General features: G+C 58.7%; 22 protein-coding genes. 15 read left to right on the forward strand and 7 right to left on the reverse strand.

The features are described from left to right. Positions 1-54 precede the first annotated feature (54 nt). Positions 55-1,908 carry a DUF4105 domain-containing protein gene (locus CKW15_RS20370; RefSeq protein ID WP_095057184.1) on the reverse strand — a complete coding sequence of 618 codons (1,854 nt, stop codon included), beginning with the start codon at positions 1,906-1,908 and terminating at the stop codon, positions 55-57. Positions 1,909-2,142: 234 nt separating this feature from the next. After that, on the reverse strand, positions 2,143-2,631 hold the full coding sequence (locus CKW15_RS20380; RefSeq protein WP_095057182.1) for a DUF3015 domain-containing protein: 489 nt from the start codon (positions 2,629-2,631) through the stop codon (positions 2,143-2,145). Positions 2,632-2,907: 276 nt separating this feature from the next. Here CKW15_RS20380 and CKW15_RS20385 point away from each other — a divergent pair, with 276 nt between their 5' ends. Next, positions 2,908-5,346, forward strand: coding sequence for a Lon protease family protein (locus tag CKW15_RS20385; RefSeq protein ID WP_095057181.1), 2,439 nt, complete (start codon positions 2,908-2,910; stop codon positions 5,344-5,346). A 313-nt stretch (positions 5,347-5,659) separates the two neighbouring features. Continuing rightward, a complete protein-coding gene (locus CKW15_RS20390; RefSeq protein ID WP_095057180.1) occupies positions 5,660-6,001 on the forward strand; it encodes a hypothetical protein in 342 nt (113 codons plus the stop codon). Positions 6,002-6,007: 6 nt separating this feature from the next. Here the strand turns inward: CKW15_RS20390 and CKW15_RS20395 are convergent, their stop codons facing one another. Further along, positions 6,008-7,837, reverse strand: a complete 1,830-nt coding sequence (locus CKW15_RS20395; protein ID WP_095057179.1) for a hypothetical protein — start codon at positions 7,835-7,837, stop codon at positions 6,008-6,010. 171 nt (positions 7,838-8,008) lie between these two features. Here CKW15_RS20395 and CKW15_RS20400 point away from each other — a divergent pair, with 171 nt between their 5' ends. The 3 genes from CKW15_RS20400 to CKW15_RS20410 all read left to right on the forward strand — a co-directional run bounded on the left by CKW15_RS20400 (position 8,009) and on the right by CKW15_RS20410 (position 9,743). Beyond that, positions 8,009-8,497 (forward strand): TIGR00645 family protein, encoded by a 489-nt coding sequence (locus CKW15_RS20400; protein ID WP_007970904.1) that lies wholly within the window; start codon positions 8,009-8,011, stop codon positions 8,495-8,497. Positions 8,498-8,713: 216 nt separating this feature from the next. Further along, a complete protein-coding gene (locus CKW15_RS20405; RefSeq protein ID WP_095057178.1) occupies positions 8,714-9,004 on the forward strand; it encodes a DUF6482 family protein in 291 nt (96 codons plus the stop codon). Positions 9,005-9,125: 121 nt separating this feature from the next. Then, entirely contained in the window at positions 9,126-9,743 is a 618-nt protein-coding gene (locus tag CKW15_RS20410; protein WP_095057177.1) for an FKBP-type peptidyl-prolyl cis-trans isomerase, read from the forward strand. A gap of 131 nt (positions 9,744-9,874) precedes the next feature. On the opposite strand, the gene CKW15_RS20415 is transcribed toward CKW15_RS20410, so the two are convergent. The 3 genes from CKW15_RS20415 to CKW15_RS20425 form a co-directional block, all read right to left on the reverse strand. After that, positions 9,875-10,132 (reverse strand): hypothetical protein, encoded by a 258-nt coding sequence (locus CKW15_RS20415; RefSeq protein ID WP_095057176.1) that lies wholly within the window; start codon positions 10,130-10,132, stop codon positions 9,875-9,877. Between the two features lie 207 nt (positions 10,133-10,339). Further along, positions 10,340-10,681, reverse strand: a complete 342-nt coding sequence (locus CKW15_RS20420) for a zinc ribbon domain-containing protein YjdM (protein ID WP_095057175.1) — start codon at positions 10,679-10,681, stop codon at positions 10,340-10,342. 165 nt (positions 10,682-10,846) lie between these two features. Then, the gene (locus CKW15_RS20425; RefSeq protein WP_095057174.1) at positions 10,847-11,815 is read right to left on the reverse strand and encodes a polyprenyl synthetase family protein; all 969 of its coding nucleotides are present in this window, start codon (positions 11,813-11,815) and stop codon (positions 10,847-10,849) included. Positions 11,816-12,055: 240 nt separating this feature from the next. On the opposite strand from CKW15_RS20425, the gene rplU reads away from it, so the two are divergent. The 5 genes from rplU to CKW15_RS20450 all read left to right on the forward strand — a co-directional run bounded on the left by rplU (position 12,056) and on the right by CKW15_RS20450 (position 15,833). Next, positions 12,056-12,370 (forward strand): 50S ribosomal protein L21, encoded by a 315-nt coding sequence (rplU, locus tag CKW15_RS20430; protein WP_003176051.1) that lies wholly within the window; start codon positions 12,056-12,058, stop codon positions 12,368-12,370. Positions 12,371-12,405: 35 nt separating this feature from the next. Further along, positions 12,406-12,681: a 50S ribosomal protein L27 gene (gene rpmA / locus CKW15_RS20435; RefSeq protein WP_017340859.1), complete on the forward strand. Its 276-nt coding sequence runs from the start codon at positions 12,406-12,408 to the stop codon at positions 12,679-12,681. Between the two features lie 194 nt (positions 12,682-12,875). Beyond that, positions 12,876-14,099 carry an Obg family GTPase CgtA gene (cgtA, locus tag CKW15_RS20440; RefSeq protein WP_053162546.1) on the forward strand — a complete coding sequence of 408 codons (1,224 nt, stop codon included), beginning with the start codon at positions 12,876-12,878 and terminating at the stop codon, positions 14,097-14,099. A gap of 137 nt (positions 14,100-14,236) precedes the next feature. Further along, positions 14,237-15,355: a glutamate 5-kinase gene (gene proB, locus CKW15_RS20445; RefSeq protein WP_095057173.1), complete on the forward strand. Its 1,119-nt coding sequence runs from the start codon at positions 14,237-14,239 to the stop codon at positions 15,353-15,355. 13 nt (positions 15,356-15,368) lie between these two features. Beyond that, complete coding sequence (locus tag CKW15_RS20450; protein WP_095057172.1) at positions 15,369-15,833, forward strand: CreA family protein; 465 nt, start codon at positions 15,369-15,371, stop codon at positions 15,831-15,833. Between the two features lie 179 nt (positions 15,834-16,012). Here CKW15_RS20450 and rpsT read toward each other — a convergent pair whose 3' ends face one another. Further along, positions 16,013-16,291, reverse strand: a complete 279-nt coding sequence (gene rpsT / locus CKW15_RS20455) for a 30S ribosomal protein S20 (protein ID WP_020798646.1) — start codon at positions 16,289-16,291, stop codon at positions 16,013-16,015. Between the two features lie 252 nt (positions 16,292-16,543). Here rpsT and murJ point away from each other — a divergent pair, with 252 nt between their 5' ends. The 5 genes from murJ (at position 16,544) to fkpB (ending at position 22,945) form a co-directional block, all read left to right on the forward strand. Continuing rightward, a complete protein-coding gene (murJ, locus tag CKW15_RS20465) occupies positions 16,544-18,082 on the forward strand; it encodes a murein biosynthesis integral membrane protein MurJ (RefSeq protein WP_095057171.1) in 1,539 nt (512 codons plus the stop codon). Positions 18,083-18,211: 129 nt separating this feature from the next. Beyond that, the gene (gene ribF / locus CKW15_RS20470; protein WP_095057170.1) at positions 18,212-19,150 is read left to right on the forward strand and encodes a bifunctional riboflavin kinase/FAD synthetase; all 939 of its coding nucleotides are present in this window, start codon (positions 18,212-18,214) and stop codon (positions 19,148-19,150) included. A gap of 13 nt (positions 19,151-19,163) precedes the next feature. Then, a complete protein-coding gene (gene ileS / locus CKW15_RS20475) occupies positions 19,164-21,995 on the forward strand; it encodes an isoleucine--tRNA ligase (RefSeq protein WP_095057169.1) in 2,832 nt (943 codons plus the stop codon). Continuing rightward, on the forward strand, positions 21,988-22,500 hold the full coding sequence (gene lspA / locus CKW15_RS20480; protein ID WP_095057168.1) for a signal peptidase II: 513 nt from the start codon (positions 21,988-21,990) through the stop codon (positions 22,498-22,500). Before ileS ends, lspA begins: the two co-directional genes overlap by 8 nt. A gap of 7 nt (positions 22,501-22,507) precedes the next feature. Beyond that, the gene (fkpB, locus tag CKW15_RS20485; protein WP_177408785.1) at positions 22,508-22,945 is read left to right on the forward strand and encodes an FKBP-type peptidyl-prolyl cis-trans isomerase; all 438 of its coding nucleotides are present in this window, start codon (positions 22,508-22,510) and stop codon (positions 22,943-22,945) included. Positions 22,946-22,949 lie beyond the last annotated feature (4 nt).

The following is a 22,949-nucleotide window of genomic DNA, read 5'->3' on the forward strand; positions in this document are numbered from 1 at the left end:
AATGTCGCTTAAAAATCCAGAAGTGAAGAGCAAAAGATCGCAGCCCAATGTCGATCAATAGTGATACCACTTCAGCTCAAGCATCACTTCGTTCTCGGGCGTGGCCCAATGGCTGAATTCGCGCTGTGCACTCAAGCGTAGCCCGAGGTTACGGGACAACTCCCACTGCTGATTCAGGCTCAAACTGCGGCGCACTTCGCCATTGGTGAAGAAGTCGCCCTTGGCCTCCAGACTGAGGTTGCCCAGCGGGTTTTTCCACAGCACGCCTGTGTTGAAACCCGCCGCCGGGGAAATGAATTCAGCGAAGTCATTGTTGTGCTCCACGCGCACGGTGCCCAGGGCGAAACCGAGCATGTCATCGGCCAATTGCCAGGTGCCGCCACCGCCGCCGTTGACGTGGCTGACCAGGTTTTCGTCATCATGTTTGCCCGGCACCCGCTCCAGGCCGCCGGTGACTTGCCAGGACCACGGTTGCAACAACTCATTGCGCGGGGTCAGCGAGCGGATGGTTGCCAGGTCCAGTTGCTGGACCTGCCAGTCATTGCCTTCGTATTGGCGCAGTTTCAGTTGCAGGATTTCGATCTGCGCGCCGAGGGGAAAGCTTTCGGCGTTGTCATTGAGGTCGTGGTAGGCCATGCGCAGGCCATATTCCCCGAAGGCTTTGTCGCCGCGCGTGCCGACGCCGAGTTGCCAGGTCCTGGACTCATGACCGTCTTCGGGCAGGCCGGGTTGCGGGATGTCCAGCTCCGGCGCCGGGTTCTGGTTGATCGCCCGCAGCAATTCGAAACTGCGCTGGGCGCGTTGCGGATCGCGTTCCTGACCGTTGGCGCGGTAACGCTCCAGGCGATAAGACGCATCGATGATCAGCGCCTGACGGTCGCGGGGCTGCGCTTTGAATTCCGGTGTTTGCAGTTGCTTCTGGTCAGCGCTGACTTTCAGCACCCACTGTTGCTCTTCATCAGACAACGGCTCGGCACGGCTGAGCAGTTCACGCTCCCGCGACGGACGATACTCGATGGATTCCACCAGCCCGGCGTCTTTCACCGCTTTGACGGTGTCGGTGGGAATCGCCGTGATCGGGAATTGTTCCGTCAGGCGCAGGCCCGGGCGTGCCACTTGCAGCAGTTCGAGCAGGCGATAGGAGCAGTTTTCGTCGAAGAAGAAGTAGTCGAATTTGATCTGCTTGAGTTCCCAGACGTGCTCGACCATGCGCGCGGTTTCTTGCTGGGTCAGGTTCAGTCGGTATTCCCACAGGTCGCGGTTTTCGAGGCTGCGGTATTCCGAGAGTTTTTCCTGATAGGGCACCAGCGCGAACAAACCGGGATAGCCGCCCATCAAGCCTTTCCACGCGTAAAGAATGCTGTTGTCCGAGCCTTCGATGTAAGCGCCGAAGTTGATCGCGTAACTGAGCAGTGAGGTCTTGTCGCTTTGCACATCGGCCTGGTCGATGCGCAGCAGGGTGTGACCGAACATCGAGGATGGACTGTTCAAATAGGCCGCCGGGAAGATCATCACCGCGCTGTGGGGCGAGACGTCCTTGAACCACTGCTTGAACTCGGCGCAGTCCGGCGCCGGCAAGTCGGTCAGATTGAGTTGCGTTTTCAGCCAGCGGGTGCGGGCCGGGTAAACGCATTGCGCATGCTGTTCGCCCTTGCTGACGGGGGCGTAGAGCGCCTGCACCGTGGCGGCCAGTTCATGGTCGGGATGCTCATTGCCATCGGCAGCGAGGAAAAATTTCGGGTCGCTGACATAACTGCGCCAGCCACCGAGCTTGGCGGTTTCGTAATGGCCCAGGGATATCCAGAAGGGGTCGTTGGCCAGTTGCTGCAAACGTTGAGGGTCGATCTGAGGCGCGGCGGACAGCGGGGCGCAGACACACAGCGCCAGCCAGGCAAGGCGTTTGAGCATAAATGGCAACTTAAGTCGAAAAGAAACAAAGACCCGGCGCGGTGGGAGACGTTGGTCTTGTAGGCGCTGGCTTGCCAGCGATGGTCGTTAACGATAACGCGTGTCGTCTGAATAAACACAGCGCCTTTGAAAACATCGCTGGCAAGCCAGCTCCTACAGACTGCGGCGTTACCCAAAGGGGATCACGTCCAAAAAACAAAACCCGCTTCCCGAAAGAAGCGGGGCGGATCGAGCTTAAGCCTGGGTGGCGTACTTGGCCAGTCGAGGGTCGTTCTTCAGAACGGCCAGTGTGTTGGTATGCACATCTTCCGCCGTCACATCAGCCTTGCTGAAGATCTGCTGGAAGTGCTCGTGAGTCACCGCGGCGAAATGCGCACGGTCTTCCGGCGCCACGCCCAGTACCACGGCGTAAGTGGTCAGCGCTTCGCCTTGGCCTTTGGCCATGTCTTCGGACAGCTCGTTCATCATGCCATTCATGGCAAACCAGGATTTGCCGCCATAAGTCAGCGACGAGTTGGTTGCACAACCGTTGGTACCGGACGTCATACCGAAGGTTGCGTTGCCGGAAGTGCCGTTGGTGGTGGATGCCAGGAAGTGAGCCGGAGTACCACGCTGACCTTCGAACAGCATGTTGCCCCAACCGCAATCCGGGCCGCCTGGTGCTTGTGCCATAGCGTTGATGGATACAGCGGTGAAAAGAGTACCGAGAAGAATCCGTTTCATAGCTTTGTTCTCTTTATGTGCATACCAATGGACAAAGTCTGGCCCGTACTGGTGCCAGTGGGCCGGTCATTAGTCCAGCCGCGCAGCTTGGAGTTTAGGCACGATCACGAGGTTCCGTGATTTTTTGCATAACATTCGTTGGAAACTGTGATTTTCGCCCGCTCTGCCTGGGGATATCGGCTTGTCTTTGCTCTGGCCTGCGGCGCTTCTTGCCAGTCGGGTGCGGGCAGCGCCAGAATGCTGCCATCTGCCCCGCCTGATTGTTAAGGAAGCCCGATGCCTGATCCTGTTGCTGCCAGCTTGCGTCTAGCGCCCGAAGCGCTGACCCGTCCGTTTTCCGCTGAACAGTTCAGCTTCTCTACCACCAATGATCTGGAGCCCTTTCGCGGTGTGCTTGGCCAGGAACGTGCGGTCGAAGCCTTGCAGTTCGGTGTGGCCATGCCACGCCCCGGTTACAACGTGTTCGTCATGGGCGAGCCCGGCACCGGCAGGTTCTCGTTCGTCAAACGCTACCTGAAAGCTGAAGGCAAACGTCTGCAGACCCCAGCAGACTGGGTCTACGTCAATAACTTCGATGAACCGCGTGAGCCGCGCGCCCTGGAGTTGCCGTCGGGCACCGCCGGTGCTTTCATCGGCGACATCAACGGGTTGATCGACAACCTGCTGGCGACGTTTCCGGCGGTGTTCGAGCACCCGTCCTATCAACAGAAGAAAAGCGCCATCGACCGCGCTTTCAACCAGCGCTACGACAAAGCACTGGACGTGATCGAACGCCTGGCCCTGGAAAAGGACGTCGCGCTCTACCGCGACGCCAGCAACATCGCATTCACGCCGATGAGCGACGGCAAGGCACTGGACGAGGCGGAATTCGCCCAATTGCCGGAAGCCCTTCGCGAGCGCTTCCACGACGATATTTCGACGCTGGAAGAGCGCTTGAATGAAGAGCTCGCCAGCCTGCCGCAGTGGAAGCGCGAGTCGAGCAATCAATTGCGTCACCTCAACGAAGAAACCATCACCCTGGCCTTGCAGCCGTTGTTGTCGCCGTTGTCCGAGAAGTATGCCGAGAACGCAGCCGTGTGCGGCTACCTGCAAGCGATGCAGGTGTACTTGCTCAAGACCGTGGTCGAGCAACTGGTGGACGACAGCAAAACCGACGCTGTTGCACGCAAAATGCTGGAAGAGCAATACGCACCGAGCCTGGTGGTCGGTCACTCGTCCAGTGGTGGTGCGCCGGTGGTTTTCGAACCGCACCCAACCTACGAAAACCTGTTCGGCCGCATCGAATACAGCACTGACCAGGGCGCGATGTACACCACCTACCGCCAGCTGCGGCCGGGTGCGCTGCACCGGGCCAACGGCGGGTTCCTGATTCTTGAAGCGGAAAAAATGCTCAGCGAGCCATTCGTATGGGACGCGCTGAAACGTGCCCTGCAATCGCGCAAACTGAAAATGGAATCGCCACTGGGCGAACTGGGTCGTCTGGCCACCGTGACCCTCACGCCGCAGCACATTCCGTTGCAGGTCAAGGTCGTCATCATCGGTGCCCGCCAGCTCTATTACACGCTGCAAGACCTCGATCCGGACTTCCAGGAGATGTTCCGCGTCCTGGTGGATTTCGACGAAGACATCCCGATGGTCGACGAGAGCCTGGAGCAGTTCGCCCAGCTGCTCAAAACCCGAACGTCCGAAGAAGGCATGGCGCCGCTGACTGCCGATGCCGTGGCGCGTCTGGCGACGTACAGCGCGCGTCTGGCGGAACATCAAGGACGTTTGTCGGCGCGTATCGGCGACCTGTTTCAGCTGGTCAGCGAGGCGGATTTCATCCGTCACCTGGCCGGGGATGAAATGACCGACGCCGGGCACATCGAACGTGCGCTCAAGGCCAAGGCCACCCGCACCGGACGCGTGTCTGCGCGGATTCTCGATGACATGCTCGCCGGTATCATCCTGATCGACACCGATGGCGCGGCGGTCGGCAAGTGCAACGGTTTGACGGTACTGGAAGTCGGCGACTCGGCCTTCGGTGTACCGGCGCGGATTTCCGCCACGGTTTATCCGGGCGGCAGCGGCATCGTCGACATCGAGCGTGAAGTCAACCTCGGTCAGCCGATCCACTCCAAAGGCGTGATGATCCTCACCGGATATCTGGGCAGCCGTTACGCCCAGGAATTCCCGCTGGCGATATCCGCGAGCATCGCGCTGGAGCAGTCCTACGGTTATGTCGATGGCGACAGTGCGTCCCTCGGTGAGGCATGCACACTGATTTCAGCGCTGTCGAAAACCCCGCTCAAGCAGTGCTTTGCCATCACCGGTTCGATCAACCAGTTCGGTGAAGTGCAGGCAGTGGGCGGCGTGAACGAGAAGATCGAAGGGTTCTTCCGCCTCTGTGAGGCCCGCGGGCTGACCGGTGAGCAAGGGGCGATCATCCCTCAGGCCAACGTCGCAACGCTGATGCTCGACGAGAAAGTGCTGGCGGCAGTGCGTGCGGGGCAGTTCCATGTCTACGCCGTGCGTCAGGCCGACGAAGCCCTCAGCCTGTTGGTCGGCGAGCCGGCCGGCACGCCGGACGAGAACGGCGAGTTTCCTGAAGGCAGCGTGAACGCGCGAGTGGTTGAGCGCCTGCGGGTTATCGCGGAAATGATCAGCGAAGAAGACCTGAAGGAAGCCGAGAAAGACGCCGCACTGGAAGCCTTGGTCGAAGCCAAACCGGCTTGAGGCAGTACTTGAACCGTTGAACTGTGGGAGCAAGCTTGCTCGCGAAGACGGACTGACATTCACCTCTGTGGTGACTGAAACTCCGCCATCGCGAGCAGGCGCGCTCCCACATTTTTTTTGTATGAAAGTGTGAAAAAGCGCCGTCGAAATGACGTCAATATTCACACTGTGACCGCTCGGCGCCTTCTGGTCTTGTTGGGCGTCCGCGGCAGACTTTTCTTCTATTCTCAGCTCAGGGATGTCGACAGTAATCACTGGATCGAAACAGCCTTCCCGTGGGGGCTGAATAACCGCTCTACCGAGGGTCGCCGCCATGTCGCGCAACCTCTGCCTCACCCGTCAATGCCTGGGCCTTGTGACCCGTATCGAGTGCGCCGTCCGCCCATTGGCGGGGGACACGGGCATGTGGACCTTGCTGTTCGCTGCCGGAATGGCCGGTGAACAACCTTCGGCCATCAAAGCCCAAGGCCCGTTTCATGGCCCGTTTGTGGCCGAATCCATTCTCGACACCATCGTAGAAAGCCTGACCCTGCACGGTTACGAACTGGCTGACGATCCACAAATCTGGTGCCTGCACCTGCAAGCCCAGCTGCGTGAAATCAACGGCGGCCGCTGCCGCAATCTGGGTGGCTTCGAGTTTCGCCCCGAGCATTGAGTCGCACTATTGATCAAGGCGAGACATGTCGGCCTGGTCGAGTTTGACCTCATAACCATATTGCACGGTGGTGAGGTCAGTGCGTTGATAGGTTTCCAGGCGCGTTGGCTGGCCGTAGAAATAATGCACGGCAAACAGCGCCGGACCTTGTGCGCTGGCTTCATGGTTGACCGATAGAATTTCCTTCAAGTAATGACCGCTGTCGTCCTTGGCGAAAAAACGCCAGTCCTGGGCGGGAAACGCCTTCAGATCGACCACCAGTGCATTGCCTTTGAGCTCCAACCCTTTGGGTAATTGATGAGCATCGACGGTTTTTTTGTCGACCGTGGCCAGGAACAGGGGCATGGAGCCCACTGCATAGGCCGGTGCTTGTGGGAACAGGTTCAGGTCATAGGTGATGGTCCCGCGCAAGGGATCGATCTGATAAGCCTGCGACGGCAACTCAATCGGCTCGTCCCGTTTACCGTGACTGTCTTCGGTAAAAAAACTCACCGGACTTTCACCGGGGCTGAACGAGGTGCCGAGCAGTTCATCATTGAAACTGCGCAGGTGACTGAACTCGATGCGTGCAGCGCTGGGGTCGTCGACCGACTGGGTGATACTGACGCCTTTCTTCAGTTGCTCCTCACTCAACGTGGCCCCTTTGAGCCAGGTCGGCGCCTGGTCGTCATACACCACGACGGACAGGTCCAGCGGCTGGAGGGTTTTTGCCGTGGTGCTGGCTTCGAAATGCCGGACCGGCAGATTCAGGTCTTTGCGGGTCACGGTGGCGGTGGAAAAGTCGAGCAGGCTGACTTCGAGGGTTTCGATTGTTCCGTTGAAGTACACCTTGGAATAGTGCCGCGCTTGCTGCTTCTCAAAGGTGCGCTGTTCTTCGTTGAGCTGCTTTTCCAGGGCCGGGCTCCAGCTCTTCTGCTGCTGCATTTTCGCGAGTTGTTGTTGATAGAAGGCAATTTGCGTGGCGGTTTCGTTGATCGAGCCGGCGCGTGTGATGAATTGGCCAGTGCTGTCCCTCGCCTGGACAATCAACGGGTTCAGCGGTGTTTCGCTGACTTCCGACGCCAGCGGCAGGCTGTTGTTGTATTCGATTTCTGCGTAGTTGTTGGTGAACTTCAGCAAGGTGACGCTCAGGTTGTCATTGGTGCGCGTCTGCCCGACATCCTTTTTCGTCAGGTCGAAACTGTAGAGCCGGCGCGGTGCAATGACCTCGACTTTACCCTGCAGGCTCACCGGTTGCGGCTGCTGCTGTTTGTCGACGTCGAGACCGTCGATGAAGGGGTAGGCCACGGTCAGGTCATCGGGGTTGGTCAGGTTGGAACTCGACGGGCTCAGCTGAATGCCGGGATCGGTTTCCGACCATTCCGGCTGGAACGGGATCACCCGTTTGTTGCTCAGGGTGACCGATTGCCATTCCAGCCCGTGGGGAAACAGAAACGCGGCGGGAATACCGAATGTAAAAGGGAACACCGGTTGCAGGTCGATCAGGTAGTCGGAGCTGGAGTCTTTTTGCAGCACGAACAAGCCGTTGATATAGGTGTCGACCAAGGCTTGTGGCGTGGGGTAATGCTTGAGAATGGCAAGCACGTCTTCGCCGTACTCGGTTTCCGCCGGTTTGGTGTCGAGTTTGAGTTGTGCGCGTTCAAGCAGCAGCAGCGAGCCGCCCAGCTCCGCCACGGCGTCCTTGAGTTTCGGGTCCGTAATGGTATCCAGCGACTGCTCGAACTGCGCCGTTTTTTCTTCGAGGCTGACCTGGCGCTTTTCATCGCTGGGTGAGCAGCCACTTAGCAGCAGCGCCAGGCAAATACCGGCACTCGTTAAAGGCAATCGCACATCCATTTCCAGTCTTCCTGTCGGATACCGCTGGGCGGTCAATGATTTGGACACTAGCAGAAAAACGTTGATACACCGGCGCAGGTGACGGATTTTTCGATAGTTTCTGGCAGCTTCTGGCTATTGACAGGGGGCTGGTATACTCGCGGCGATTTCCAGACCAACATGTGAGATTCAATGGAACGCTTTATCGAAAATGCGATGTACGCCTCGCGCTGGCTGCTGGCGCCGATCTATTTCGGCCTGTCCCTCGGGTTGCTGGCGCTGGCGCTGAAATTCTTCCAGGAAGTTTTCCACGTCATTCCCAATGTCTTCTCGATGGCCGAATCGGATCTGATCCTGGTGCTGCTGTCGCTGATCGACATGGCGCTGGTGGGCGGCTTGCTGGTGATGGTGATGATTTCCGGTTACGAGAACTTCGTCTCCCAGCTGGATATCGACGACAGCAAGGAGAAGCTCAACTGGCTCGGCACCATGGACTCGTCATCGTTGAAGATGAAAGTGGCCGCGTCGATCGTGGCGATTTCGTCCATTCACCTGCTGCGCATCTTCATGGATGCCAAGAACGTCGATCCCGAGCATTTGCAGTGGTACGTGATTATCCACATGACCTTCGTGGTATCGGCATTTGCCATGGGTTATCTGGATAAAGTCACCAAGCACTGATCCGGACCAGCTCCCTTGTGGCGAGGGAGCTTGCTCCCGCTGGATTGCGTAGCGATCCCGCTTTTATTGGGGCCGCTGCGCAGCCCTGCGCGAGCAAGCTCGCTCGCCACAAAATACCCCGATAACAGATAAATGGTCTGTCCAGAGACTTGTACTTTGCCGCCCCGAGGCATATCCCTGTAGGGGTAATGGCTCGTCACTGCGGGAGGTGCGTCCATGAACCTGCAAGAGTTGAATGCTTATGCCATCGCCGGGAAGGTCGATGAGCTGAACCTGATCTCGATGGAGGGAGGCATCTACCTGCTGGAGGCGCGGATGCACGGTGCGGCGTATCCATTGAGCGATACACACGGCCACATGATGAGCCTGCGTTCAGTGGAGCATGCACGTGATGTTCTGCGATCCTTTCCCAAATTGCATTTCAACCTGGTGCACACCGTGGTTCATGACGAGATGTGCGGGTTGGTTGTCGATGTCGAGGAAAACCTGAAGGTGCCGATCGCCTGACGTCCCTCATCAACGCCATGACAACTGTGCTAGTCTGCTGGCCCTTTTGGTTCCGGGCGCTCCGGGACGCGCTGTGCACGCACGGCATGTCTCCGGGCCGTCCGCACAGCGGAGCAGTGTCATGTCCGAAGTAAATCTGTCCACCGACGAAACGCGCGTCAGCTACGGTATCGGCCGTCAGCTGGGCGACCAACTGCGCGACAACCCGCCACCGGGCGTTAGCCTGGACGCAATCCTGGCAGGCCTGACCGACGCGTTCGCCGATCTGCCAAGCCGTGTTGGTCAGGAAGAAATGTCCGCCAGCTTCAAAGTGATCCGCGAAATCATGCAAGCCGAAGCTGCAGCCAAGGCTGAAGCGGCCGCTGGCGAAGGCTTGGCCTTCCTGGCTGAAAACGCCAAGCGTGATGGCATCACCACCCTGGCTTCCGGCCTGCAGTTCGAAGTTCTGACTGCCGGTGAAGGCGCCAAGCCGTCCCGTGAAGACACCGTGCGTACTCACTACCACGGCACACTGATCAACGGCACCGTGTTCGACAGCTCCTACGAGCGCGGCCAGCCTGCAGAATTCCCGGTTGGCGGCGTGATCGCCGGCTGGACCGAAGCCCTGCAACTGATGAACGCCGGCAGCAAATGGCGTCTGTACGTGCCGAGCGAACTGGCTTACGGCGCTCAAGGCGTTGGCGGCATTCCACCGCACAGCGTACTGGTGTTCGACGTCGAGCTGCTCGACGTTCTGTAAGACCCGGCCTGTCTGCATGACTCGCTGATGTGGGAGCCAGCCTGCTGGCGATAGGGGCGACCGGTTTTTTCTTCAGGACCGCGTTGATACCATCGCCAGCAGGCTGGCTCCCACAGTTTTTTGCGAGCTGCTCATACTTCGATCTTGTTGTGCACTTCACTCGTCGGGCGCAACGCCCGGGCATAGCAGAACAGAAACAGATTGCGCACCAGCTCCTTGAGCACCACCGGTTCGCTGGAACTCAAACCGTTGAGGTCCAGATCACCTTGATCCTGCAATTCGCTCAAGGCTTCCTCTTCCAGTACCGCACAGACTTCCCCGGTTTCCCGATGCAAAATCCTGAGGTAGGGGTGCGGACGGTCCAGCCAGGCGTCGATCAAATAAGTCATGAGTTCTCATCTCCATTGATTGGTTTCAATGAGAATAATTCCTATTCAATAAATAGCAAGGCCCTATTGGCGGTTTGGACTTTTTTGTGGGTAAAGATTGCGTCAGGTCAAAACGGCTGGCGTTTGGCTATTGCCAGGGTTTGCTGAGCGAAACGGAGGAGGGTGAAGCACCATCCCGCGTCGGGCGCGGGATGGAGTACAGCGGATTCAGACTTTTCTGACGAACTCGGATTTGAGCTTCATCGGGCCAATGCCGTCGATCTTGCAGTCGATATCGTGATCGCCATCGCACAGGCGGATGTTCTTGACCTTGGTGCCGACCTTGACCACCAGCGATGTGCCCTTGACCTTGAGGTCCTTGATCACGGTGATGGTATCGCCGTCCTGCAGGACATTGCCGACCGAATCTTTCTTCACCGCGTCATCAGACGCAGCTTCGGCTTCGCCACCGGCGGACCACTCGTGGGCGCACTCGGGGCAGATCAGCTGAGCGCCGTCTTCATAGGTGTATTCGGAATTGCATTTCGGGCAGGGTGGCAACGTGCTCACTAAGGCTCCTTGGATTCAGGATCGCTAAAAGCGCACATTATATAGGGTTTTAGAGCCGGAAGGTGGGACTGTAGGAGCCGGCTTGCTGGCGATGCATGCAACTCGGTGTGTCAGGAACGCCGGGATGATGCAATCGCCAGCAAGCCGGCTCCTACAGAGCGCGTATCAATGCGTACGCGCGACCGCGAACTCGCTCAGTTCAACCAGTGCATCGCGGTATTCGCTGGCAGGCAGCGCGTCGAGGCACTTGATCGCACGAGCCACGTAATCACGGGCCAGTTGTGCGGTGTACTCCAGCGAACCCGAGGCTTCCACGGCTTCGCGGATGCTTTCCAGGTCTTCGATACCACCTTTCTGGATCGCCTTGCGCACCAGGGCGGCCTGTTCCGGCGTCCCTTCGCGCATGGTGTAGATCAGCGGCAGGGTCGGCTTGCCTTCGGCCAGATCGTCACCGACGTTCTTGCCCAGGGTTTGCGCGTCGCCCTTGTAGTCCAGCAGGTCGTCGACCAACTGGAAGGCCACACCCAGATGGTCGCCAAACGTGCGCAGGGCTTCAGCCTGTTCCGGCGTCGCTTCGCACAGGGCTGCAGCACTGTGGGTCGAGGCTTCGAAGAGCATCGCAGTCTTGCCGCGGATGACTTCCATGTAGGTTTCTTCGGTGGTGCTGGCGTCACGGACCTTCGACAGCTGCAGCACTTCACCTTCGGCGATGATGCGTGTGGCTTGCGACAGGATCTTCATCACCGGCATCGAGCCCAGTTCGACCATCATTTCGAACGAGCGCGAATACAGGAAATCGCCCACCAGCACGCTCGGCGCGTTGCCCCACATGGCGTTGGCAGTCGAACGGCCACGGCGCATGCCGGACATGTCGACGACGTCGTCATGCAGCAGTGTCGCGGTGTGCAGGAATTCGATGGTCGCGGCCAGCAAACGCAGTTCGTCGCCTTCGCGACCCAGTGCCTTGCCACACAGCAACACTAATAGAGGGCGAAGGCGTTTTCCGCCAGCCGAGGTAATGTAGTCGCCGATTTTCGATACCAACGGTACTCGGGAAGTCAGCTGCTTCTTGATGATGCCGTCGACGGCGCTAAAATCGTCCGCCACCGCGCGGTAGAAAGCTTGGGGTTGCATCAGAGACAGTCGCTCCAGAGGGGTTGCGCGGCATGCTAGGACCCACGCTTGCAGGTGTCAAGGCGCGATAGACGGCCCCTTGCAAGCGGGGCGTGGCTTGCGTACAATCGCGCACCCTGAACTTCCTGGGCAGCACCTGCCTTACGCAATTGCAAGCGGGCCTTCCAGCCCCATGCAGCCATGCCAGCCAATACCTCTTCTTATAAAGAGCTGGGTGAGCAGGATTATCGGAGAAATACCATGTCTTATGCAGTAATCGTTACTGGCGGCAAGCAGTACAAAGTCGCCCCAGGTGAATACCTGAAGATCGAAAAACTGGAAATCGCTACCGGCGAATCCGTTACCTTTGATCGCGTTCTGTTGGTTGCCAATGGCGACGACGTGAATATCGGCGCTCCAGTTGTTGCTGGCGCTACCGTTGTGGCTGAAGTGATCTCCCAAGGTCGTCACGATAAAGTCCGCATCATCAAGTTCCGTCGCCGTAAGCACCACATGAAGCGTATGGGCCACCGCCAGTGGTACACCGAGATCAAAATCACCGGTATTCAGGCTTAATTTCAGCCTAATTCCTCACTAGGAGAATTGAACTCATGGCACACAAAAAAGCTGGTGGTAGTACCCGTAACGGTCGCGACTCAGAAGCCAAACGCCTTGGCGTGAAGATGTATGGCGGCCAGGTTATCATTCCGGGCAACATCATCGTGCGTCAGCGCGGCACCCAATTCCACGCTGGCTACGGCGTTGGCATGGGCAAAGATCACACTCTGTTCGCTAAAATCGACGGCGTGATCAAGTTCGAAGTAAAGGGCGCCTTCGGTCGTCGTTACGTAAGCATTGTCCCGAAGACTGAAGTCGTCGCGGCATAATTACGTGGTTGCTGGAAAAGCCCTGTCTTGCGACGGGGCTTTTTCGTTTGTGGGGTGAGTCTCTTGCAAAGCTGTTTGAAGGTGGGCTCCAGCGCTGTATTCGCGGTCGTTGATTGAGGTCGCTGCGCTCATTTTTGCAAGAGTCTTATGTCTAGATTTTTTCGGCTCGTCCGTATGGCGAGAGGCGTTTTGTTATGAAGTTTGTTGATGAAGTATCGATTCGAGTAAAGGCCGGTGACGGCGGCAACGGTTGCATGAGCTTCCGTCGCGAGAAATTCATTGAGAACGGCGGCCCGAACGGCGGTGATGGTGGTGATGGCGGCTCGGTCTACATGATCGCCGACGAAAACCTCAACACCCTGGTCGACTACCGTTACACCCGGCACTTCGATGCCGAGCGTGGCTCCAATGGCGGCAGCACTGACTGCACCGGTAAAAAAGGTGAAGAGCTGGTGCTGCGCGTGCCGGTCGGCACCACGGTGATCGACTCCGCCACTCAGGAAGTGATTGGCGACCTGACCAAGGCTGGTCAGAAGTTGCTCGTGGCTCATGGTGGCTGGCACGGTCTGGGTAACACCCGATTCAAATCCAGTACCAACCGTGCGCCACGCCAGACGACCCCGGGCAAGCCAGGCGAACAGCGTGACTTGAAGCTGGAAATGAAAGTGCTGGCGGACGTGGGTCTGCTGGGCTTGCCGAATGCCGGCAAGAGCACATTCATTCGTTCGGTGTCGGCCGCCAAGCCGAAAGTCGCTGACTACCCGTTCACTACCTTGGTCCCGAACCTGGGTGTGGTCAGTGTCGATCGCTGGAAAAGCTTCGTGGTTGCGGACATTCCGGGCCTGATCGAAGGTGCTTCCGACGGCGCAGGCCTGGGGATTCGCTTCCTCAAGCACTTGTCGCGTACGCGTCTGCTGTTGCACCTCGTCGACATGGCGCCGTTGGATGACACCAGTGCACCGGACGCGGCGGAAGTCATCGTCAACGAGCTGACCAAGTTCAGCCCGTCCTTGGCTGAGCGTGATCGCTGGTTGATCCTGAACAAGTGCGACCAGATCCTCGATGAAGAGCACGATGCTCGCGTCAAGGAAATCGTTGATCGCCTGGAGTGGACCGGTCCGGTCTACGTGATCTCGGCCATCGCCAAGCAGAACACCGAGCGCCTGTGCCACGACATCATGCGTTACCTGGAGGATCGTGCCGATCGTCTGGCTAACGACCCGGCCTACAAGGAAGAGCTGGCTGACCTCGATCAGCGCATCGAAGACGAAGCCCGTGCTCAGTTGCAGGCGCTGGATGATCAGCGTGCCCTGCGTCGCAGCGGCGTGAAGTCGGTCCACGACATCGGCGATGATGATTGGGACGAAGAAGATGTGGATGACGAAGACGGTCCGGAAATCATTTACGTGCGTGACTGATTCGTTGCGATAAACTTAAGCGCCGCTCAATCGAGCGGCGTTTTAGTATCTGGAAATCGATTGTTGGTCACGAATAACCACGAATAACGTCACGGGCGGTGCTAGGTCGCGCTGCCCTCAAGCTAAGGTTGAAGATGATGCGGAGCAAGGTGACAGGTGCGCAGCGTTGGGTCGTGAAGATCGGCAGCGCTTTGCTGACGGCGGACGGCAAAGGCCTGGATCGCGCGGCAATGGGTGTCTGGGTTGAACAGATGGTGGCCTTGCACGAGGCGGGTGTCGAGTTGGTGCTGGTGTCCTCCGGGGCGGTGGCGGCTGGCATGAGCCGTTTGGGCTGGACTGCGCGACCCAGTGCAATGCACGAGCTTCAGGCCGCTGCTGCCATCGGTCAGATGGGGTTGGTGCAGGCGTGGGAATCGAGCTTTGCCGAGCATGGTCGGCACACCGCGCAGATTCTTCTGACTCACGATGACCTGTCCGACCGCAAGCGCTACCTGAATGCCCGCAGTACCTTGCGTGCGCTGGTCGAGCTGAAGGTTATCCCGGTAATCAACGAAAACGACACCGTGGTCACCGACGAAATCCGTTTCGGCGACAACGACACCCTGGCGGCATTGGTCGCCAACCTGGTCGAAGCTGATCTGCTGGTGATCCTCACCGATCGCGATGGCATGTTCGACGCCGATCCGCGCAACAACCCGGATGCCCAGCTGATTTATGAAGCGCGGGCCGACGATCCTGCGCTCGATGCGGTCGCGGGCAGTACGGGTGGTGCGTTGGGTCGTGGCGGCATGCAGACCAAATTGCGTGCGGCGCGTCTGGCTGCGCGTTCCGGTGCTCATACCATCATCGTTGGTGGGCGCATTGAGCGCGTGCTGGATCGCCTCAAGGCGGGCGAGCGCATCGGTACGCTGCTATCGCCTGAGCGCGGCATGCTCGCGGCGCGCAAGCAGTGGCTGGCCGGGCATCTGCAAACCCGCGGTACCCTGGTGCTCGATGCGGGGGCGGTGACGGCGTTGTCCCAAGGCAACAAAAGTTTGCTGCCGGTTGGCGTCAAATTGGTCCAGGGCAGTTTCCGTCGCGGCGAAATGGTTGTGTGCGTGGCGCCGGACGGTCGTGAAATTGCGCGTGGCCTGGCCAACTACAGCGCGCTCGAGGCGCAAAAAATCATCGGTCAGTCGTCTGATGCGATTGTCGGTCTGTTGGGTTACATGGCGGAACCGGAACTGGTTCACCGCGACAACCTGATCCTGGTCTAAAAGGAATAACTGAATGCGCGTGGCAAAAGGATTGTTGGGGTTGCTGTTGGCGATGCCGCTGCTGGCTTCGGCCGAAGAGATTGGTCAGGTGTCGACGGTGTTCAAATTCGTCGGGCCGAATGACCGGATTGTGGTCGAGGCTTTTGACGATCCCAAGGTCGAAGGTGTGACCTGCTATCTGTCCCGCGCCAAGACTGGCGGCATGAAGGGTGGTCTTGGTTTGGCCGAAGATCGTGCCGAGGCGTCTATCGCTTGTCGTCAGGTTGGGCCGATCAGCTTCAAGGGCGAGCTCAAGGATGGTGACGAGGTGTTCAAGGAGCGTACCTCGCTGGTCTTCAAGACCATGCAGGTGGTGCGCTTCCTCGACAAGAAGCGCAATACGCTGGTGTATCTGGTGTACAGCGATCGCTTGATCGAAGGCAGCCCGCAGAATGCGGTGACGGCGATTCCGATTTTGCCGTGGGCTCACGCTCAGTAATCGGACGTCAATCGAACTGTAGGGGCGAGCTTGCTCGCGATAGCGGATATCCAGCCAGCACAAATGCTGAATGTTAATCCGTCATCGCGAGCAAGCTCGCTCCTACAGTTTTGTGTGTCCGCCAAATCGCAGGCAATAAAAAACCGACCCTGAGGTCGGTTTTTTAATGAACGAGTCGCTTAGGCAGCAGCGGCAACGTTCAGGGCCTTAACGTGGCCATTCAAACGGCTCTTATGGCGAGCAGCCTTGTTCTTGTGGATGATGCCTTTATCGGCCATACGGTCGATAACTGGCACAGCCAGAACGTATGCAGCTTGAGCTTTTTCAGCGTCTTTTGCGTCGATGGCCTTAACTACATTCTTGATGTAGGTACGAACCATGGAACGCAGGCTGGCGTTGTGGCTGCGACGCTTCTCAGCCTGTTTTGCACGTTTTTTGGCGGAAGGTGAGTTGGCCACCGTCGAGCTCCTCGAAAGACTTTTTAGGAAATAGCAAACAAAATAGGCCGCGAATCATGCCGATGAGTTGAGGTCTTGTCAAGGGCGGTTGAGACGTTCCGCTAAGTGGTAGGTGATGCAAGCTTGGAGATTTCTTTCCAGCGTGCGACCTGTAAACTCGCGAGCTTTGGCTCTGTGCTGTTGCGGCGCGGAGTATCGCATAAGTGGGCGCTTTATTCGCCTGCTGTTTATCGACAGGCACAAACTCTTTCAATGAATCTGCTCAAATCGTTGGCCGCCGTCAGCTCTATCACAATGCTTTCCCGGGTTCTTGGGTTTGTTCGTGACACCCTCATTGCGCGCACATTTGGCGCGGGAATGGCGACTGACGCCTTCTTTATCGCCTTCAAACTGCCCAATCTGCTGCGCCGGATTTTCGCCGAGGGGGCGTTTTCTCAAGCATTCGTGCCGATTCTTGCCGAATACAAGAGCCAGCAGGGTGAGGAGGCGACACGAACCTTTATCGCTTATGTCTCGGGCCTGCTGACGCTCGTGCTGGCGCTGGTGACGGTGCTGGGGATGATTGCTGCGCCGTGGATTATCTGGGTGACGGCACCGGGTTTCACCGATACACCGGAAAAATTCGAGCTGACTACCAGCCTGCTGCGGGTCACCTTTCCCTACATTCTGCTGATTTCCTTATCCTCACTGGCTGGCGCGGTCCTCAATACCTGGAACCGTTTTTCGGTGCCGGCCTTTGTGCCGACCCTGCTGAACGTCAGCATGATCATCTTTGCGCTGTTTCTGACGCCGTACTTCGATCCTCCCGTGATGGCGCTCGGCTGGGCCGTATTGGCGGGCGGATTGGCGCAGTTGCTCTATCAGCTGCCGCACCTGAAAAAAATCGGCATGCTGGTGCTGCCGCGCCTGAGTCTGCGCGACAGCGGCGTCTGGCGGGTGATGAAGCAGATGTTGCCGGCGATTCTCGGCGTGTCGGTGAGCCAGATCTCGCTGATCATCAACACCATTTTTGCTTCGTTCCTGGTCGCCGGCTCCGTGTCGTGGATGTACTACGCCGACCGTTTGATGGAATTGCCGTCCGGCGTACTGGGCGTGGCGCTGGGTACGATTCTGTTGCCAACGCTGGCCAAAACCTATGCCAGCAAGGATCGCCACGAGTATTCGCGCATCCTCGATTGGGGGCTGCGCCTGTGCTTTGTGCTGGTGCTGCCGTGTTCCCTGGCGTTGGGGATTCTGGCCGAGCCATTGACGGTTTCGTTGTTCCAGTACGGCCAGTTCAGTGCGTTTGACGCGGCGATGACCCAGCGTGCCCTGATTGCCTATTCGGTCGGATTGCTGGGGATTATTGTGATCAAAGTGCTGGCTCCCGGCTTTTATGCGCAACAAAACATCCGGACGCCGGTAAAAATCGCGATTTTCACGCTCGTCGTGACTCAATTGTTCAACCTGATGCTGATCGGGCCATTGGCTCACGCCGGTCTGGCGCTGGCTATCAGTGCCGGTGCCTGCCTGAATGCGGGGCTGTTGTTCTATCAACTGCGCAAGCAGCAGATGTACCAGCCGCAACCGGGCTGGGCGAAGTTCGGCTTGAAGCTGGTGATCGCGGTCTCGGTGATGTCTGGCGTATTGCTGGCCGGGATGCATTTCATGCCGGCCTGGGGCGAGGGGCAGATGCTCGAGCGTTTCCTGCGCCTGGGTGCCTTGGTGGCCGCTGGTGTGGTGACGTATTTCGGCATGTTAGTGTTGATGGGCTTTCGTTTGCGCGACTTCAATCGCAAGACGCTGGGCTGAGGTTCGGGCCTCAATAAACAGGGGCGAGCCGACGGTTTGGTCGGCTCGATCACTTTGGGTTACGGTGTTGCCTGTCGTCGGCCGCCGGGTGTGGTTATAATCGACCACTTTATGAGCAAGAAGCGCGTTATGCAGCTGGTTCGAGGCCTCCACAATCTGCGCCCCCAGCATCGGGGCTGCGTCGCCACTATTGGCAACTTTGACGGTGTACACCGTGGCCACCAGGCTATCCTGGCGCGGCTGCGTGAGCGTGCGCTCGAGTTGGGCGTGCCCAGCTGCGTGGTGATTTTCGAGCCGCAACCGCGCGAGTTCTTTGCTCCGGACACCGCACCGGCCCGTCTGGCCCGCCTGCGGGACAAACTGCAGTTGTTGGCCGCCGAAGGCGTTGATCGCGTTTTGTGCCTGGCTTTCAACCAGCGTCTGAGCAAGCTCAGCGCCAGTGAGTTCGTCGATACCATTCTGGTGGACGGCCTCGGCGTGCAGCATCTGGAGGTCGGTGACGACTTCCGTTTCGGCTGTGACCGGGCAGGGGATTTCGATTTTCTGCTGCAGGCCGGCATGGTTCAGGGTTTTACCGTTGAAGCGGCGCAGACAGTCGAACTGGATGGCATCCGTGTCAGCAGCACGCAGGTGCGTAACGCTCTGGCCGCCGCTGACTTCGCCCTGGCCGAACGTCTGCTGGGTCGACCTTACCGGATCGCCGGTCGGGTGTTGCATGGTCAGAAGCTCGCCCGGCAGTTGGGTACACCCACCGCCAATATTCAACTCAAACGCCGTCGTGTGCCGTTCACCGGGGTGTACCTGGTCGACGTCGAGATCGACGGCAAGAACTGCCCCGGCGTCGCCAATATCGGCGTGCGGCCTACGGTCCAAGGTGATGGCAAAGCCCACCTGGAAGTACATCTTTTAGATTTTGCCGGCGATCTGTATGACCGGCGGTTAACGGTGGTTTTCCACCACAAGCTGCGTGAAGAGCAGCGTTTCGCCTCTCTGGAGGCGCTGAAAACGGCGATCAGCGCGGATGTCGCCGCCGCCCGTGCACTAGCCGCACCTAGCGCCCATCGCTAATGAAGAGCCTTAAATGACCGACTATAAAGCCACGCTAAACCTTCCGGACACCGCCTTCCCAATGAAGGCCGGCCTGCCACAGCGCGAACCGCAGATTCTGCAGCGCTGGGACAGTATTGGCCTGTACGGAAAGTTGCGCGAGATTGGCAAGGATCGTCCGAAGTTCGTATTGCACGACGGCCCTCCGTACGCCAACGGCTCGATTCACATCGGTCATGCGCTGAACAAGATTCTCAAGGACATGATCATCCGCTCGAAGACCCTGTCGGGTTTCGATGCGCCTTATGTTCCGGGCTGGGACTGCCACGGTCTGCCGATCGAGCACAAAGTCGAAGTGACCCACGGCAAGAACCTGGGCGCGGACAAGACCCGCGAACTGTGCCGGGCCTACGCCACGGAGCAGATCGAAGGCCAGAAGTCCGAGTTCATCCGTCTCGGCGTGCTGGGCGACTTCGCCAACCCGTACAAGACCATGGACTTCAAGAACGAGGCCGGTGAAATCCGCGCCTTGGCCGAAATCGTCAAGGGCGGTTTCGTGTTCAAGGGCTTGAAGCCTGTGAACTGGTGCTTCGACTGCGGTTCGGCCCTGGCTGAAGCGGAAGTCGAGTACGAGAACAAGAAGTCCTCGACCATCGACGTGGCGTTCCCGATTGCCGATGAAGCCCAACTGGCTGCCGCTTTCGGCCTGCCGTCGCTGGCCAAGCCTGCCTCGATCGTGATCTGGACCACCACCCCGTGGACCATCCCGGCCAACCAGGCGCTGAACGTTCACCCTGAATTCAACTACGCCCTGGTCGATGTCGGCGACAAACTGCTGGTGCTGGCTGAAGAGCTGGTCGAGTCGTGCCTGGCGCGCTACTCGCTGCAAGGTTCGGTCATTGCGACCACGACCGGTAAAGCACTGGAACTGATCAATTTCCGTCACCCGTTCTACGACCGTCTGTCGCCGGTTTACCTGGCCGACTACGTTGAGCTGGGCGCTGGCACTGGTGTGGTTCACTCCGCTCCGGCCTATGGCGTGGACGACTTCGTGACCTGCAAGAAGTACGGCATGGTCAACGACGACATCCTCAATCCGGTCCAGAGCAACGGCGTGTACGCGACCTCGCTGGAGTTCTTCGGCGGCCAGTTCATCTGGAAGGCCAACCCGGCCATCGTCGACAAGCTGACTGAAGTCGGTGCGCTGCTGCACACCACCATCATCGAACACAGCTACATGCACTGCTGGCGCCACAAGACCCCGCTGATCTACCGCGCCACCGCGCAGTGGTTCATCGGCATGGACAAGCAGCCAGTGACTGGCGACACCCTGCGCCAGCGCTCGCTCAAAGCCATCGAAGAGACTCAGTTCGTTCCGGCCTGGGGCCAGGCGCGTCTGCACTCGATGATCGCCAACCGTCCTGACTGGTGCATTTCCCGTCAGCGCAACTGGGGCGTGCCGATCCCGTTTTTCCTGAACAAGGAAAGCGGCGAGCTGCACCCTCGTACCGTTGAACTGATGGAAGAAGTCGCCAAGCGCGTTGAAGTCGAAGGCATCGAGGCCTGGTTCAAGCTGGACGCCGCCGAGCTGCTGGGCGATGAAGCGCCGCAGTACGACAAGATCAGCGACACGCTGGACGTCTGGTTCGATTCGGGCACCACGCACTGGCATGTCCTGCGCGGTTCGCACCCTATGGGCCACGAAACCGGTCCGCGCGCCGACCTGTACCTGGAAGGTTCGGACCAGCACCGTGGCTGGTTCCACTCGTCCCTGCTGACCGGTTGCGCCATCGACAACCACGCGCCGTATCGCGAGCTGCTGACTCACGGCTTCACCGTCGACGAGTCCGGCCGCAAAATGTCCAAGTCCCTGGGCAACGTCATTGCACCGCAGAAAGTCAACGACACCCTGGGCGCCGACATCATGCGTCTGTGGGTTGCATCGACCGACTATTCGGGCGAAATGGCCGTTTCCGAGCAGATCCTGCAACGCAGTGCGGACGCCTACCGGCGTATTCGTAACACCGCGCGCTTCCTGCTGTCGAACCTGACCGGCTTCAACCCGGCGACCGACATCCTGCCAGCCGAAGAAATGCTCGCGCTGGACCGTTGGGCCGTGGACCGCACCTTGCTGCTGCAGCGCGAGCTGCAAGAGCACTACGGCGAATACCGTTTCTGGAACGTGTACTCGAAGATCCACAACTTCTGCGTGCAGGAGCTGGGTGGTTTTTACCTCGACATCATCAAGGACCGCCAGTACACCACCGGCGCCAACAGCAAGGCCCGTCGTTCGGCGCAAACCGCGCTGTTCCACATCTCCGAAGCGCTGGTTCGCTGGATCGCACCGATCCTGGCCTTCACCGCCGACGAGCTGTGGCAATACCTGCCGGGTGAGCGTAACGAGTCGGTAATGCTCAACACCTGGTACGAAGGCCTGACCGAATTGCCGGAAGGTTTCGAACTGGGTCGCGCGTATTGGGACCGGATCATGGCCGTGAAGGTTGCGGTCAACAAGGAAATGGAAATCCAGCGCGCCGCCAAGGCTGTCGGTGGCAACCTGCAGGCCGAAGTGACACTGTTCGCCGAAGACGCGCTGAGCGCCGATCTGGCCAAGCTGAGCAACGAGCTGCGCTTTGTACTGATCACCTCGACCGCCGCTGTTGCACCGCTGGTGCAAGCGCCGGCCAATGCCGTGGTGACCGAAGTCGGCGGCTTGAAGCTGCAAATCGTCAAGTCGAGCCACGCCAAGTGCGCCCGTTGCTGGCACTGCCGTGAAGACGTCGGCGTGAACCCGGAGCATCCTGAAATCTGCGGCCGTTGTGTCGATAACATCAGCGGCGCAGGCGAGGTTCGTCACTATGCCTAATGCCATTGGCCGTTTCGGACGGCTGAGCTGGCTTTGGTTGAGCCTGCTGGTTCTGGTCATCGACCAGGCCAGCAAGTTTTACTTCGAAGGCAAGCTTGAGATGTATCAGCAGATCGTCGTGATTCCCGATTTGTTCAGCTGGACCCTGGCCTACAACACTGGCGCTGCGTTCAGCTTCCTGGCTGACAGCTCTGGCTGGCAGCGCTGGTTGTTTGCCCTGATCGCCATCGTGGTCAGTGCAGTGCTGGTGGTCTGGCTCAAGCGTCTGGGACGCAACGAAACCTGGCTGGCAGTTGCCCTGGCACTGGTGTTGGGTGGCGCGCTAGGCAATTTGTATGACCGCATTGCCCTGGGCCATGTGATCGATTTCATTCTGGTGCATTGGCAGGATCGCTGGCGTTTCCCGGCCTTCAACGTTGCCGACAGCGCCATCACGGTTGGTGCGGTAATGCTGGCACTGGACATGTTCAAAAGTAAAAAGACCGGAGAAGCCGTAAATGACTGAACAGGTATTGGCTGAGCAACGCATCGGCCAGAACACGGAAGTCACCTTGCACTTCGCATTGCGCCTGGAGAACGGCGACACGGTGGACAGCACCTTCGACAAAGCCCCGGCGACCTTCAAAGTCGGTGATGGCAACCTGTTGCCAGGTTTCGAAGCGGCATTGTTCGGTTTCAAGGCCGGTGACAAGCGCACGCTGAACATCGAGCCGGAAAACGCTTTCGGCCAGCCGAACCCGCAAAACGTACAGATCATCCCGCGCTCGCAGTTCCAGGACATGGAGCTGTCGCCCGGTTTGCTGGTGATCTTCAACGATGCGGCCAATACTGAATTGCCTGGCGTGGTGAAAGAGTTCGACGATGCTCAAGTGACCATCGACTTCAACCACCCGTTGGCTGGCAAGACCTTGACCTTTGACGTGGAAATCATTTCCGTCAAAGCGCTGTAATGTA

The organism is Pseudomonas sp. Irchel s3b5 (assembly GCF_900187435.1).
In the GTDB taxonomy this organism is placed as follows: Bacteria; Pseudomonadota; Gammaproteobacteria; order Pseudomonadales; family Pseudomonadaceae; genus Aquipseudomonas.

Excerpts from the sequence above, each read along its gene's own strand:
- CKW15_RS20370 (WP_095057184.1), bottom strand. The coding sequence starts at position 1,908 with ATGCTCAAACGCCTTGCCTGGCTGGCGCTGTGTGTCTGCGCCCCGCTG.
- CKW15_RS20380 (WP_095057182.1), bottom strand. The coding sequence starts at position 2,631 with ATGAAACGGATTCTTCTCGGTACTCTTTTCACCGCTGTATCCATCAAC.
- CKW15_RS20385 (WP_095057181.1), top strand. The coding sequence starts at position 2,908 with ATGCCTGATCCTGTTGCTGCCAGCTTGCGTCTAGCGCCCGAAGCGCTG.
- CKW15_RS20390 (WP_095057180.1), top strand. The coding sequence starts at position 5,660 with ATGTCGCGCAACCTCTGCCTCACCCGTCAATGCCTGGGCCTTGTGACC.
- CKW15_RS20395 (WP_095057179.1), bottom strand. The coding sequence starts at position 7,837 with ATGGATGTGCGATTGCCTTTAACGAGTGCCGGTATTTGCCTGGCGCTG.
- CKW15_RS20400 (WP_007970904.1), top strand. The coding sequence starts at position 8,009 with ATGGAACGCTTTATCGAAAATGCGATGTACGCCTCGCGCTGGCTGCTG.
- CKW15_RS20405 (WP_095057178.1), top strand. The coding sequence starts at position 8,714 with ATGAACCTGCAAGAGTTGAATGCTTATGCCATCGCCGGGAAGGTCGAT.
- CKW15_RS20410 (WP_095057177.1), top strand. The coding sequence starts at position 9,126 with ATGTCCGAAGTAAATCTGTCCACCGACGAAACGCGCGTCAGCTACGGT.
- CKW15_RS20415 (WP_095057176.1), bottom strand. The coding sequence starts at position 10,132 with ATGACTTATTTGATCGACGCCTGGCTGGACCGTCCGCACCCCTACCTC.
- CKW15_RS20425 (WP_095057174.1), bottom strand. The coding sequence starts at position 11,815 with ATGCAACCCCAAGCTTTCTACCGCGCGGTGGCGGACGATTTTAGCGCC.
- rplU (WP_003176051.1), top strand. The coding sequence starts at position 12,056 with ATGTCTTATGCAGTAATCGTTACTGGCGGCAAGCAGTACAAAGTCGCC.
- rpmA (WP_017340859.1), top strand. The coding sequence starts at position 12,406 with ATGGCACACAAAAAAGCTGGTGGTAGTACCCGTAACGGTCGCGACTCA.
- cgtA (WP_053162546.1), top strand. The coding sequence starts at position 12,876 with ATGAAGTTTGTTGATGAAGTATCGATTCGAGTAAAGGCCGGTGACGGC.
- proB (WP_095057173.1), top strand. The coding sequence starts at position 14,237 with ATGCGGAGCAAGGTGACAGGTGCGCAGCGTTGGGTCGTGAAGATCGGC.
- CKW15_RS20450 (WP_095057172.1), top strand. The coding sequence starts at position 15,369 with ATGCGCGTGGCAAAAGGATTGTTGGGGTTGCTGTTGGCGATGCCGCTG.
- murJ (WP_095057171.1), top strand. The coding sequence starts at position 16,544 with ATGAATCTGCTCAAATCGTTGGCCGCCGTCAGCTCTATCACAATGCTT.
- ribF (WP_095057170.1), top strand. The coding sequence starts at position 18,212 with ATGCAGCTGGTTCGAGGCCTCCACAATCTGCGCCCCCAGCATCGGGGC.
- ileS (WP_095057169.1), top strand. The coding sequence starts at position 19,164 with ATGACCGACTATAAAGCCACGCTAAACCTTCCGGACACCGCCTTCCCA.
- lspA (WP_095057168.1), top strand. The coding sequence starts at position 21,988 with ATGCCTAATGCCATTGGCCGTTTCGGACGGCTGAGCTGGCTTTGGTTG.